The organism is Amycolatopsis sp. NPDC034160 (assembly GCF_055575355.1).
In genome coordinates this window covers 69,055-82,433 of the sequence record NZ_JBVISU010000004.1, presented here as the reverse complement: position 1 = coordinate 82,433, position 13,379 = coordinate 69,055, and the positions used below count along the sequence as shown (strand labels likewise).

Annotated in this window: 12 protein-coding genes and 1 pseudogene; 4 read left to right on the top strand and 9 right to left on the bottom strand. The window is 68.8% G+C overall.

The features are described 5' to 3' along the window. The first annotated feature begins 21 nt into the window (after positions 1–21). Positions 22–1,527 (top strand): sialidase family protein, encoded by a 1,506-nt coding sequence (locus ACZ54P_RS12010; protein ID WP_465461532.1) that lies wholly within the window; start codon positions 22–24, stop codon positions 1,525–1,527. Between the two features lie 56 nt (positions 1,528–1,583). Here the strand turns inward: ACZ54P_RS12010 and ACZ54P_RS12005 are convergent, their stop codons facing one another. From ACZ54P_RS12005 to ACZ54P_RS11985, 5 genes and pseudogenes are all read right to left on the bottom strand, one after another. Then, positions 1,584–2,993, bottom strand: coding sequence for a DHA2 family efflux MFS transporter permease subunit (locus ACZ54P_RS12005; protein ID WP_465461531.1), 1,410 nt, complete (start codon positions 2,991–2,993; stop codon positions 1,584–1,586). Between the two features lie 89 nt (positions 2,994–3,082). Beyond that, complete coding sequence (locus tag ACZ54P_RS12000) at positions 3,083–3,550, bottom strand: hypothetical protein (RefSeq protein ID WP_465461530.1); 468 nt, start codon at positions 3,548–3,550, stop codon at positions 3,083–3,085. Continuing rightward, positions 3,551–3,819, bottom strand: a pseudogene (locus ACZ54P_RS11995) (DUF1905 domain-containing protein). It lies immediately after the preceding gene. A gap of 38 nt (positions 3,820–3,857) precedes the next feature. Further along, on the bottom strand, positions 3,858–4,364 hold the full coding sequence (locus ACZ54P_RS11990) for a flavodoxin domain-containing protein (protein WP_465461529.1): 507 nt from the start codon (positions 4,362–4,364) through the stop codon (positions 3,858–3,860). A gap of 92 nt (positions 4,365–4,456) precedes the next feature. After that, a complete protein-coding gene (locus tag ACZ54P_RS11985) occupies positions 4,457–5,665 on the bottom strand; it encodes a nitric oxide synthase oxygenase (RefSeq protein ID WP_465461528.1) in 1,209 nt (402 codons plus the stop codon). A 390-nt stretch (positions 5,666–6,055) separates the two neighbouring features. Here ACZ54P_RS11985 and ACZ54P_RS11980 point away from each other — a divergent pair, with 390 nt between their 5' ends. Continuing rightward, positions 6,056–7,072 (top strand): CobW family GTP-binding protein, encoded by a 1,017-nt coding sequence (locus ACZ54P_RS11980; protein WP_465461527.1) that lies wholly within the window; start codon positions 6,056–6,058, stop codon positions 7,070–7,072. A gap of 112 nt (positions 7,073–7,184) precedes the next feature. Continuing rightward, complete coding sequence (locus ACZ54P_RS11975; protein WP_465461526.1) at positions 7,185–7,451, top strand: hypothetical protein; 267 nt, start codon at positions 7,185–7,187, stop codon at positions 7,449–7,451. A 53-nt stretch (positions 7,452–7,504) separates the two neighbouring features. On the opposite strand, the gene ligD is transcribed toward ACZ54P_RS11975, so the two are convergent. Genes ligD through ACZ54P_RS11960 form a run of 3 tightly spaced genes read right to left on the bottom strand, consistent with a single transcriptional unit; the run spans position 7,505 to position 10,781 of the window. Beyond that, complete coding sequence (gene ligD / locus ACZ54P_RS11970; RefSeq protein ID WP_465461525.1) at positions 7,505–8,503, bottom strand: non-homologous end-joining DNA ligase; 999 nt, start codon at positions 8,501–8,503, stop codon at positions 7,505–7,507. Continuing rightward, positions 8,500–9,579, bottom strand: coding sequence for an ATP-dependent DNA ligase (locus ACZ54P_RS11965; RefSeq protein ID WP_465461524.1), 1,080 nt, complete (start codon positions 9,577–9,579; stop codon positions 8,500–8,502). Before ACZ54P_RS11965 ends, ligD begins: the two co-directional genes overlap by 4 nt. Before the next feature lie 50 nt (positions 9,580–9,629). Then, positions 9,630–10,781, bottom strand: a complete 1,152-nt coding sequence (locus tag ACZ54P_RS11960; protein ID WP_465461785.1) for a DUF1015 family protein — start codon at positions 10,779–10,781, stop codon at positions 9,630–9,632. A 111-nt stretch (positions 10,782–10,892) separates the two neighbouring features. Between ACZ54P_RS11960 and ACZ54P_RS11955 the strand changes: the two genes are divergently transcribed. Continuing rightward, entirely contained in the window at positions 10,893–12,413 is a 1,521-nt protein-coding gene (locus tag ACZ54P_RS11955) for an MDR family MFS transporter (RefSeq protein ID WP_465461523.1), read from the top strand. On the opposite strand, the gene ACZ54P_RS11950 is transcribed toward ACZ54P_RS11955, so the two are convergent. Continuing rightward, positions 12,414–13,304 (bottom strand): TIGR03854 family LLM class F420-dependent oxidoreductase, encoded by an 891-nt coding sequence (locus ACZ54P_RS11950; RefSeq protein WP_465461522.1) that lies wholly within the window; start codon positions 13,302–13,304, stop codon positions 12,414–12,416. Positions 13,305–13,379: the final 75 nt, after the last annotated feature.

The following is a 13,379-nucleotide window of genomic DNA, read 5'->3' as shown; positions in this document are numbered from 1 at the left end:
AATCCAGGACGGAGCACTCCCGTGAAGATCACTCGCGTCGCACAGGGCCTGTTCGCGGCCCTCGTCGCCATCGCGGCGGTCGGCGCCATCCCAGCCACCTCACTCGCCGCTCCCGCCGCGACGGCCGCCGTCGGAAACACGGTGGTGTACAAAGAGAAAACAGAAGGTTACGACTGCTTCAGAATCCCCGCCGTTGTCAAGGCCAACAACGGTGATCTGCTCGCGTTCGCCGAAGGCCGCAACGGCGGCGCCAGCTTCTGCAATGACAGCGGTGACATCGACCTTGTAGTGAAACGCTCCTCCGACAACGGGAAGACCTGGAGCGCGCCGAAGGTCGTCATCGAAGGTTTCGGTGACACCAAGGGAAATCCCACGCCGATCGTGATTCCTTCCACCGGACGGATCGTGCTGCTCTCGGTGATGGAATGCGTCAAGAACCCCGATTGCAACCGGATTCCGCGAGTTTCGCTCAGCGACGACAACGGCCAGACCTGGACCGCGCCCAAGGTGCTCACCACCCAGCTCGGATTCAGCACCGCGCCGGGATGGCTCGCGACCGGCCCGTCGCACGGCATCGTCCTGACCCGCGGCGCGCACGCCGGCCGGATCGTCGCCGGGATGAGCTACACCATCGACGGAAAGAACAGCGGCGCGCTCGTCTACAGCGACGACCAGGGCGTCACCTGGAAGCGCGGCGCCACCGACACCCCGGCGACGTCGGCCGCGCTGAACCCGCAGGAGATCAGCGTCACCGAACTGCTCGACGGCCGGGTCTACGCCGCGGCGCGCAACCAGGCCAACAACGGCGACAAGTGCCTCAGCGGTGGCGCGAGGAACCGTGCCTACGCCATCAGTTCCGACGGCGGAGCGAGCTTTTCCACCAAATTCACCTTCGAGGAGGACCTGATCACCCCGGTCGTGCAGGCCTCGACCGCGCGGATGACCGCGACCGACAAGGCGGGCAAGTACAACCGGATCTTGTTCGCCGCGCCGTCGGTCTGCGACCGTCGTAAGGAACTCGTCGTGCGATCGTCGTTCGACGAAGGCGCCAACTGGCAGGGCAACTCCGCCGGAACGCTGGTGTGGAGCGGCGACGCCGCGTACTCCGACATGGTCCAGCTGTCCTCGGGTTCGGTCGGCGTGCTGTACGAAGCGGGCCCGGCGGGCAACGCCAACGAGACCATCCGCTTCTCGACCGTCACCGAGACCACGCTCGGCGCCCCGGTGTGCGGTGGCGGATACGGCGTCATCGATTCGGCTCCACTCGGGACGGCAGGCACGGTTTACCTGTCCTACAACGCTTCCAACGGGCAGAACTGTGTCAGCACGATGAAGAGCACGGCCGCGGGCAACGCGACGGCGACGTCGGCCTACCTCGAGGTCCAAGGCGCGTCCCGGATCACCGACTCCGGCTCGTTCGCGTGGTTCGCCGGTCCGGTCCGTGCGTCCGCCGCGGACAAATGCGTCCGGTGGGGCGGTTCCGCGGGCGGTGTCACGTACAACAGTCCCTCGGAACACTGCGGCTGAGCACGCGGTCTCGTGAGTGGTAATGACGGTTCTAACCGTCATTACCACTCACGAGGTCAGGCGCGACGCGACACCAACCAGAGCCTTGCTCCCAGCACCACCGCGATCGCGGCGGCGGCGGTGAGCCACCAGAACGCCGCCCGGAACGCCATCTCCGTCCCCGACGGCAGCAGGTTCGCCAGTACGACGGCGAACAGCGCCGTCCCCGCCGCCCCGCCGACGCGGGTGACGATGTTGATCTGCGCGGCGGCGTCGGGCATCTGCTCCTTGGTGACGGCCGCGTAGCCTGCCGTCGTCGCGGGCATCAGCAGGAAGGCCACGGCGAGACCCCTGGCCACCAACAGGATCTGCACGACGACACCGTCCGGGGGGAAGCCGCCGATGGCGAACGGAACCGTGGTGGCGAGCGTCGCGACACTCCCCCATGCCGCGATGAGACCGGCACCGTACCGGTCGGCGAGCCTCCCGGCGAGCGGCAGCGCGATCGCCGTACCGACCCCGAGACTCATCAGCAGCAGCCCCGTCTCGACGACCCCGTTTCCGCCGAGAACCTGGAAATACAGCGGCAGCAGGAAAAGCGCGCCGAACAACGCCGGGGCGGCGAAGAAGGAGAGGGCGGCGGCCGCGGTGTAGACCCGGCTCCGGAACAGGGTCAGATCCATGACCGGGTTCTCGCGGCCCCACGAGCGCCGGATGAACAACGCCAGGAACACGGCCCCCGCGACGAGGGGCACCAGGATCCTCGCGCCGAATTCTTGACCGCCCTCGCCCCACATGGTGAGCCCGTACAGCAGCGCCGGGATCGCCGCGGTCACCAGGAGGAAGCCGAGCCAGTCGGGACGCGTCGCCGCGCCTTTCTCGCCACGGGGAACCAGGCGCAGTCCGAGTACCAGCGCGACCACTCCGACCGGGATGTTGATCAGGAACAACCATTCCCACGACAGCACGCGCAACAGGACACCGCCGAGGAGCGGGCCGAACGTCGGGCCGACGCTCATCACGATGCCCAGCGTCCCCATGACCCGGCCGAGCCGGGCGGGTCCGACGGCCTGGCCGAGCACCGTCTGCCCGGCGGGCAGGAGCAATCCGGCGGCGAGGCCCTGCAGCACACGCAACCCGATCAGCCAGCCGATGTTCCCGGCGAGGGCGCACAGCACCGAAGCCACGGTGAACGCCGCCAGCGAAACCAGCCAGACCCGGCCGGCGCCGAAGCGGCGGCTGAGCCAGCCGCACAGCGGCAGCGCGACCGCGAGCGCCACCAGGTAGGCGGTGAAAACCCATTGCACGGAAGCGATTCCGGCGCCGAACTCACGGGTGAGCGTCTCGGCGCCCACCGCGAGGACCGTGGTGTCCAGCATGGTCATGAAAGCGCCGAGCACGATCACCCAGGCCATCCGCCAGGTCTCGGCCGGAACCTTGTCCGGCGGCGGGGCCACCTCCGCCCGCCGTTGTGCCGAAACAGCCATCGGAATGTTCTCCTCACGTGCCCGGGGATCTTGACCCGGCTCACGCTAAGATCTCGACCTAACTCGAGGTCAAGCGAAGAACATCCGCGTCACTTCGGCGGACGCAGCCGCGGGGAAAGCTTGGTGAGCGCCAATTTCTCCAGTTGAGCGGAGATTTCCGCCAGTCCGGCGTCGAACCGGTCCAGGTCCACACCACGCTCGGACAGGTCGGCGCGGACGTGCTTCTCGACCTTCGCCCAGTCGTTGCGATACCGGGTGGCGAGTTCCTTCCACGGCACGCCCGCCAGTTCGGCGGCGAGGTCGCGGTCGTAGGTGAGCACGCCGCGCTCCATCAGGAACGCGATGCCCGGATAGCCGAGATACCCCTGCCAGTACGACCCGTTGTCGTTGGCCGTGATCGAACCCGCGACCGGATCGTGGCGCACGTCGTACGTCTTCGCCTTGTCCGACGACGCGACGCGCGCCGCGTCACCGTCGACCTCGACCCGCCCGTCGGCCACCGCGCCGAGTGCCTCGTAGATCTTGATGACCGGGGACGGTTTCCATTCCGCCGCCACTCAGCCCTCCAGCCGTTCGAGCAGGACGACGTCCACGGTGTCGCCCTCTTCCTTGCCGATCGCCTTGCGCACGTCGGCCTTCACCGGGAGTTTGTGGGTGCCGTCGCCCAACGCCATGAACGAACTCCGGAACGGATGTCCGTCGATGGTCCCGCGCACCTTGACCAGCCCTTGGTGCCGAAGAACTCGGCGGAGCCGGGCATGACCACATACGTCCAGCCGCCCTTCTCCGGGCTTTTGAGCAGCGTCGCGGTGAACCGTTTGTCCATGGCGGCACCCTACGTCAGGGCACCGACAAAACCGTCTTTCAAAATGCGACCCGGCTACGCACGCGGCGGCCGACGTCGCGCGCCCAGGTCCGGATCGACGGCCAGTCGCGGAAGTCACCCGCCCAGGGGCCCGCGGCCATGATCTTCCAGAACAGGCCCCGCGCGGTGGCCGGGGTGAGCCTGCCCCCGAAGGTGGCCGTGCGCTCGGCGTCGATCCGCGCGGCGAGCAAGGCGACCCCGGCGGGCAGGCTGACCCGTTTACCCGCGGCGAGCGGCCCGCAGGGCCCGCTGTGGAACAGCCAGACCGGACGGGTCCGGAGCGCCTCCTCGTGCTCGGTGAGCAGGCGCACCGCCTCCGGCCGCCAGCGCCGGTGGTACAGCGCGCTGCCGACGATCACCGCGCCGTACGGTTCGACGTCCTCGACCTCGGCGGCGTCCAGCAGATCGGCCGTCAGACCGGCCTCCCGCAGTTCGGCGGCGATCACCTCGGCGATCTCCCTTGTCCCGCCCGACTTCCCGGCGTGGGCGACGAGTACTGCGGTCATGTCCCCATTGTCCGCGCGGCCGCAACCCGTACCGCCGCCCGGCTCATCGACACGCCGCATTCGGTTCACCTCTTCACCCGTCGGGGCGTCGTTCATCCCGGTGGCAGGAAAGCCGGTCTCAAGGCCGGGTCGGGTTCGTCGTAGTAGCGGTGGAACACCGCGGTCTGCCCGCCGGACAACGGCGGGACGATCCAGCTCCACTCCGCCTGGCAGCGGCGGCCCGCGCGTTCTTCCTTGGCGATATGGGTGAGGAACCGCCGCGACTCGGTGTGGTGGTCGGCGATGGTCACCCCCGCCGCGTCGAAGGAGTGCTGGACGGCCAGCGTCAGTTCGACCAGCGCGCGGTCGCGCCACAGGGTGCGCTCCGACGCCGTCGACAGGCCCATCAGATCCGCGATCACCGGCAGCAGGTCGTAGCGGTCGGTGTCGGCGAGGTTGCGCGCGCCGACCTCGGTGGCGAGGTACCAGCCGTTGAACGGCGCCGCGGGATAGGTGATCCCGCCGATCTCCAGGCGCATGTTGCTGATCGCCGGTACCGCGTGCCAGCGCAGCCCGAGTCCGGCGAACCACCGATGGTCGGGATGCGACAGCGGGACCTCCAGCACCGCCTCGGACGGCAGCCGGAACAGGCGCCGCTCCCCCGCTTCGGCCTCGATGAGCAGCGGGAGCACGTCGAACGAGCCCTTGCGCTCGGGCGGGCGCCAACCGTGCGCCTGGACGGACTCGGTGAAGTCGGCGTAGCGCGGATCGCCCAGTACCGAGCCGTCGCCGAGCCGGTAGCCGGCGTATCGGATGAGCTGGTCGTTGTGGATCTTCGGCCCCGGCCCGGCCGGGCCGTCCGGCGCGAACACCGTGACGGTCGAGCGGATCCGGCCGCCCCGGGTCGCTTCACGCAAATGGGTGACGCACTCCTCGGCGATGGCGGCCGCGCCGGTGACGTCACGACGGTCTCGCACCTTCAACCCCTGCCAGTACAGCCTGCCGATACAGCGCGCGGAATTCCGCCAGGCCACCCGTGCGCCGAACTCGACTTCGGCCGTGGTGTGGCGATAGGCGCCGGTCTCGTGGATCTCGGCGCGGACCCGGTCGAGCCGCTCGCGCAGCCGTGCTTCCCCGGCGCCCCCTTCGGCGTGGAAGAGCCGGAGGAAGTCCTCTGCCTCGGCCACGTCCACGCTGCGTCCCCGCGAGTCCGTCTCCGGAGGCAAACGGGGGATGTCCGTCACCCGCATGGACGCCGTCTTCACTTCGGCTTCCCACTCTCCGAATTCGACGCCGGCACCGGCGGCGGGAACGATCACCATTCCTCCTGCACTTCGGGAAATGCCCGGAGGGGCACGCCTGATCGGCGAGGTGGCCGGGTCCGGGACCAGACGAAGGACGATACCCCACAGAAACACCGACACTATCCACCAAATGGCAGAAGCTCCATGTCGGAGCCTGTTTACGCAGGCAGAAAGCTTGCCGACGACAATATTTGGAATTGTGTGCGACTTCGCGGAAGATTCACCGAATTACGCCCGGTGAAATGATCACGCATTCCCAAGATCTCTTTTATGATCTTTCGACCGATAGCGCCGGTCACTCCTTCGAGTGCTTTTACTCGTTCCTTCTTCTGCTTTCTCCCCGGACCGGTGTATTGCCCCCTGCTCGCCGTCGCTAGAGTGCGGGGACCTCCGACGGAAAGGAAGCTCGTGGTCGACAGGCGGATCCCGGTCATCCTGGTCGCGGGCTTCCTCGGTTCCGGGAAGACCACCCTGCTCAATCACCTGCTGGCCAACCGTCAGGGTGCGCGGATCGGCGTCGTGGTCAACGACTTCGGCAGCATCGCGGTGGACGCGATGGCCGTCTCCGGCCAGGTCGACACGATGATGTCGTTCGGCAACGGCTGCCTGTGCTGCGCCGTCGACGCGAGCGGGCTCGACGCCATGCTTGCCAAACTTTCCGAGGCCGAGGCCGGCATCGACGTCATCGTGATCGAAGCCAGCGGCCTGGCCGAACCGCGTGATCTCATCCGGCTGATGATCGCCAGCGAGAACCCCGCCATCGCCTACGGCGGTCTGGTCGAACTCGTCGACGCGGCCGAATTCGACCAGACCAGGGCGCGCCACCCGGAGCTCGACGAACACCTCGGATTCGCCGACCTGATCGTGCTCAACAAGACCGACCGGGCCGACGAGGACGCCTTGGCCAAGCTGCGCGGCACGATCGACGAGATCGCGCCCGGCACCCCGGTCATCGCGACCTCGCACGGCCGGATCGACCCCACCCTCTTCTTCGACGCCAGGCCGCGCGAACGGGTGGGCCAGCTGTCGTTCGACGACCTCCGCGAGGAAGAGCACGACCACGAACACCACTTCCACACCGCCTACGACAGCGTCGCCTTCACCGCCGAGCGACCGCTGGAACCGCGACGGCTGATGGACTTCCTCGAACAGCGTCCCGGTGGGCTCTACCGGATCAAAGGCTTCCTCGACTTCGGCCCGAACGGCCCGCGGTCCCGCTTCGGCCTGCACACGGTGGGCTCGTTCATCCAGGTGGAACGGTCGGCGTGGCCGTCGGGCGCGCCGCGCCGGAGTGAACTGGTACTGATCGGCTCGGGGATCGACACCGAGGCCGTCACCGCGCGTCTCGAGGAATGCGTCGCGGACGATCCCGGCGTCGTCGACGAGCGGGGAATGCTCCGCGTCCTGCGCTTCGTCCAGGACTGAATCCGGCTCGACACGCCGAAAGCCGAAATACCGGGAATCGCCGCGTGTCTCCTTGACACTGATTCCCGGAAGGAATCTCGAGCTGGACCACCTGTATCGGGAGGACAGTTCCATGACGAACACCGCCGGACGCTGGTATCTGGTCGGCGCGCTGCCGGAGAATTCTCCCGCCGCGCATCTGATGACCCGCTCCGAAGACCTGCGTTATCGGCGTTCCGCCTGCGGGGACAAGGAAGCTCGCCGGTGGACCCCTGTCGATCTCACCACCACCGACGTCGTTCCATGCCCGCGGTGCGCCGCGACCCTGCCCGGCCACCGGACCACACGCAAGGCCGAGCCCGCCGCGAACACGCAACTCGCCTTCAACCTGCCGCTCTAGAACGCGTATCGTCCTCTAAACGCGCTACTACCGCATTTAGAGGACTAAACGCGTTACTTCTTCGCCCGGCTCGGCGCGACGCGAGGCGGCTCGTTAGGCATCTTCGGGTACACGGGCGGCCATGGCGCGTCCATGAGCCCGTTCTCCATGTCCTTCTCGGACATCTCCAGCAGCGGCTCGATCGACTGCGGTTTCGTTTCCGCCCAAGGGTCTCCGCGTTCGGCGAAGCGAGCGGGCACAGTGGACAGCGTGAGCTTGTCCGGCTCGACGGTCTCCAGTTCATCCCAGCCGATCGGCGTCGACACCTGCCCGCCGACCCGCGGCCGCACACACCACGCGCCGAACACCGTCTTGTGCGGCGCGTTCTGATTGAAGTCGACGAACACCCGCGAGCCGCGTTCTTCCTTCCACCACTGCGCCGTCATCTCCTCCGGGTGACGGCGCTCCAGTTCGCGGGCGAGCGCGACGGCGGCGGCACGGACCTCGTAGCCCTCCCATTTCGGTTCCAGCGGCACGTAGAGATGCAGGCCGCGTGACCCCGACGTCTTCAGCTGCGCGGTGATGCCCAGTTCCCCGAGCAGCGCCTTCGTCAGGACCGCACCGCGGCGCAACTCGGGAAAACCGATCCCGGGCGACGGGTCGAGGTCGATCCGCAACTGGTCGCTGACGTCCGGCGCGTCGGCCCGGTTCGGCCAGACGTGAAAGCCGAGGCAGCCCTGGTTGACCGCCCAGATGACATGCGCGAGGTCCTTCGCCACGAGCGCGTCCGAAGTGGTCCCGTTCGGAGTGGACACCACCGTCGTGGTCAGCCACTCGGGCGCGTTCTTCGGGACCCGCTTCTGAAACCAGGATTTGCCGCCCGCACCGTCGGGGTAGCGCTCCAGCAGCAGCGGCCGTCCGCCGAGTTGTGCCAGCAGCGGACCGGAAACCGCGCGGTAGTACTCGACGAGGTCCAATTTGGTCTCGCCGTTCTCCGGGAAGTAGACCTTGCCCGGCTTGGACACCGTGAATTCGACGCCGTCGAGATCCAGCGTGACCGGTTCCGACTTCATGTTTCCCCCAGCTCGGTGAACATCGTGGCCAGCTCGGCGGGTGGGACCTCTTCCAGCTGCGCGTAGGTGCAGGAGGCCGGGTCGCGGTCGGGACGGAAGCGCACGAGCCTGCCACCGTGACGGAACCGCGTTCCCTCGACGTGCTCGTAGCGGACCTCGGCGACCCATTCGATGCGGAGCGGCTCCCAGCTCAGGTCCTTCTTCGGCGCCCATCGGCTGCTCGCGCCGGGCATCCGGCCACCCGCCTCCTCGTGGGCCTCGGCCCACTCACGCCAGGGGTGGTTCTCCAGCGCGTTCTCCCGCAGTGGCGCGAGTTCGTCCACCAGTTCGCGGCGCCTCGCGGCGGTGAAGCTGCTGGCCACCCCCACGTGCTGCAGGGCGCCTTCGTCGTTGTAGAGGCCGAGCAGCAGCGACCCGACACCGACACCGTCCTTGTGCCACCGGAACCCGGCGACGACGCAGTCCGCGGTCCGCTGGTGCTTGACCTTCCACATCACCCGCTTATCCTGTTCGTACGGCGCGTCGGCGGGCTTGGCCATTACGCCGTCGAAGCCCGCGCCCTCGAAGCGGGTGAACCAGTCCTGTGCGACATCCGGGTCCTCGGACAGCGGCGTGAGATGGACACGGGCGAACTTCGTGTCGACGACGCTTTCGAGCAGCTTCCGCCGCTCCCCGAACGGCTCCGGCGTGAGATCCCGGTCGCCGAGGGCGAGCAGGTCGAACACCACGAAACTGGTCGGCGTCTCCGCGGCCAGTTTGTGCACCCGGGACGCCGCCGGATGCAGCCGCAATTGCAGCGCCTCGAAATCGAGCCCGCCCTCGGTGACGAGCACGATCTCGCCGTCGACGACGCAGCGCTCGGGCAGCGCGTCCTTGAGCAGGTCGACCAGCTCGGGGAAGTACCTCGTCAGTGGCCTGTCGTTGCGCGAGCCCAGCACGACCTCGTCACCGTCGCGGAAGACCACGCAACGGAAGCCGTCCCACTTCGGCTCGTACAGCAGGCCCGGCGTGCGCGGCAGTTCGTGCACGGCCTTGGCCAGCATCGGCTTCACGGGTGGCATCACGGGCAGTTCCACGAAGCGATCCTAAGCCGGGCCACCGACAAAAGCTCCCGGAACGGACGAGGTCAAAGCCCCGCCAGCAGGAGTCCGCTGCGTGGTTTCGGCGTGAAATAGGTGGCCTTCCTCGGCATCCTCAGCCCGGCCGCGTGCACGGCGAGCACCTCCGCGTACGGGACCGGGGCCAGCAGCAGCACCGCGTCCGCGTCTTCGGGCACCGCGGCGCCCGGCAGCAACGGCCGCACACCCGGCCCCTCCGGATCGACGCCGAGGGCTCCGCGGAGCAGCTCCTGCTCGACCACGGCGTGGTCGCCGCCCGCCTTTCCGAGCACCACCCGCACCGCGGACTCCCCCGCCAGCACGGTCACCTCACCGGCTTCGGACGGCGGTTCCGGCGAGCCGGGGTGGACGTCGAACCCCGCCTCCGTCCACCGCCGCACCAGTGTGGCCGCGTCGAGACCGGTGCCGGCGAGCACCCGGTGAATGGGCCCGATCCGCAGTCCCGGTCCCCCGGTGACCAGCGCCAGCAGCGCGCCACGCCCCGACGCCGCGGCGGCCGCGACCCGGTGGTTGCCGTCCGCGACCAGGAGATCCATCTCCGCCAAGGCCGCCAGCAGTTCGTCTTGACCGTCGCCGGGACCGGCGAGCCACAGTTCGTGCTTCCGACCCACGCCGTCCACTGTGGACAAGGCGGGTACGTGCCCTCGGCAGCTGCGTTCGATCAGCGCGGTCAGCTCGCGGCCGCCCGTCGCGGGGACCAGCATCGCGGCGCTGGTCGCGACGCCGAGCCCGGCGAGCATCGCGGCCCGCTCCGCGACGACGTCCGGGTAGACGTCCTCGGTGTGCCGGACCCGCGTCATCCCGTCGTCGCGGACCGCGGCCGGGTCGACCAGGCACACCACGCCCAGCGCGACGCCGTCCGGGCCGTCGATGCGATAGGGCGCGACGACCGCCGACACGGGGCGATAGTGCTGCTCCCGGATGCGTTCGAAAGTGGCCCTGGCCTGCGGCAGTGCCTCTTCGATCGAGAGGCCGCCCGCCAACGCGGCCGGGGTCCTGGCCGGATGCTGGACCGCCAGCAGGCTGTCGCCCTGAGCCCCGGCGAGCGCGGCGACCACCCGGTCCGGGTCGGCGAACTCGTCGACGTCGGGCCCGGGGACGGTGTCGCGGACAACCCAGCCACGGGCGATCGGGCGGATCCAGGTGTTCATCTGCTCCATTTTGCGGGAAAGCTCACGGAAGAAATCAGTCCCATGACCGGGTGTCTCCATGGAATGCTTACCCATGCGAAGGAGTTGACGCCTTTCATGGACGCGAGGAGACCGCCACAGATGACCACCCCGGCCCCGGTCACCGCGAAGAAAGGGGTCGGTTTCCGCTCCGAACGCGGCCCCGTCCTGATCGCCGTGATGCTGTGTTCCGGCCTGATCGCGCTGGACTCGACCATCATCGCGACGGCGGTGCCCTCGGTGGTCGCCGATCTCGGCGGCTTCTCGCAGTTCCCGTGGCTGTTCTCGATCTACCTGCTGACCCAGGCGGTCACCGTGCCGCTGTACGGCAAGTTCGCCGACCTGTTCGGCAGGCGACCGGTGATGTTCTTCGGGATCGCGGCCTTCCTGTTCGGTTCGGTGCTCTGCGGCGCGGCGTGGAGCATGCCGGTGCTGATCGCCGCCCGCGCGGTGCAGGGCATCGGCGCGGGCGCGATCCAGCCGATCGCGCTGACCATGGTCGGTGACATGTACACGGTCGAGGAACGCGCACGGGTGCAGGGCTATCTCGCCAGCGTCTGGGCGGTCTCGTCGGTGGTCGGGCCGACGCTGGGCGGGGTGTTCGCCGAGTACCTCGACTGGCGCTGGATCTTCTTCATCAACCTGCCGCTCGGGGCGCTGGCGGCGTGGATGCTGTTCCGGAACTTCAGCGAGCGCGTCGAACGCCGCTCGCACCGCATCGACTACCTGGGCGCCACGCTGCTCACGCTCGGCTGCTCGCTGCTCATCCTCGGCCTGCTGGAGGGCGGGGTGGCCTGGGGCTGGGCGTCTGCGCCGAGCCTGGCGATCTTCGCCGCCTCCGTGGTGCTGCTGGTGTCGTTCGTGCTCGTGGAACGCAAGGCGGAGGAACCGGTGCTGCCGCTGTGGATCTTCACCAAACGGACGTTGATCGGCGGGAACCTGATCGCCGTCGTCGTCGGCATGCTGCTGATGGGGCTCACGTCGTACCTGCCGACCTTCGCGCAAGGCGTGCTCGGCACCGGCGCGCTCGTCGCCGGATTCGCGCTGGCGGCGCTGACCGTCGGCTGGCCGATCTCGGCGTCGCTCGCCGGGCGGGTCTACATGCGGATCGGTTTCCGTGACACCGCGCTGATCGGCAGCGGGATCGTCATCGCCGGCGCCGCGATCACCGTGTTCCTGGCGAGCGGTTCGTCGATCTGGCTGGCGGCCGGTGCCGCGTTCGTCCTCGGGCTCGGGCTGGGCCTGGCGTCGAGCCCGACGCTGATCGCCGTGCAGTCCACCATCGGCTGGGAGCGCCGCGGCGTCGTCACCGCGACCAACATGTTCAGCCGCTCGCTGGGCAGCGCCGTCGGCGTGGCGATGTTCGGCGCGATCGCGAACGCCACCCTGGCGAACCGCTTCGCGAACCCGCCCGCCGGGGTCGTCGGCCTGCCGTCCGGGGTCGACGCGACCAGTGTCGTACTGGAAGGCAAGAGCGAGCCGACACCGACGACGACGTTCGTGCGTGACGCCCTCGCGGACGCCACGCACCACGTCTTCCTGGCGATGCTGGTGGTCGCCGTGCTCAGCGTCGGCGCGCTGCTGCTGATGCCGCGGCGGACCGAAGAGCTGAAGTTCGACTAGCTAGTTCTGCATCGGGAGAGCGTGCTCGACGAAGTTCTCGATGAACCGTTCGATCGGTTCCGGACCGGCCGGATAGAGCACGAACTTGCTGAGCCCGGCGTCGATGTACTCGGCGACCAGAGCGCGGGCGGCGCTCCAGCTGCCCGCGATCAGCCGGGACGGGTCGGCATCGGAGCGTGCCGCGACCGAGGCCGCGAGCGCGTCCGGGATCCCGTCCTCGGCGACGACGAGGCTGATCCCGAAGTGGTCGGCCTCGACCTCCCGGCCCCCTTCGGCCGCGGCCTTCTGGATCGCCTCGCGGCCGGCACGGGCTTCCTCCGGAGTGATGAAGCTGGCCAGCCAACCGTCCGCGAGCCTGCCGACTCGCCGCAGCGCGCCCGGCGCCTTCCCGCCGAGCCAGAGGTCGAGCCGCTTGACCGGCCGCAGGCCCAGCCCGGCACCCTCGACGCGGAAGAACTCGCCCTCGAAGGTCACTTCCTCGTGTTCCAGCAACGCCCTGATCAGCCGCAGCGATTCGTCGAACACCGCCGCCCGCCTGCCCTGCGGCACCGGGAAAAGCGGCAGTTCCGCGTCGCGCGCGGGCTTCAGACCGAAGACCGGGAGCACCCTTTTCGGCGCGAGCGCGGCGAGTGAGGCGAGCTGTTTGGCGACCAGCACCGGATCGCGGCCGGGCAGCACCATCACGCCGGTGCCGACCTTCAGCTTCGAGGTGCGGGCGAGCGCGTGCGTCAGTCCGACGACCGGGTCGATCCTCGGCGAGTACACCGCCTCGGGCAGCCAAAGGGAATCGATGCCCGTCCGCTCCAGCAGGTCGACCGCGGCACCGAATTCCTCCGGTGCCGTCGCGGTCCCCAGCCCGACGCCGAGCCGGATCTTCGGGTCCTCCGCCACACTCGCTCCCTTCCGCCAGTTCTCGAGCTCGTGAGTGATTCAGGTCGTTAGAACGACCCAAATCACTCACGAGCC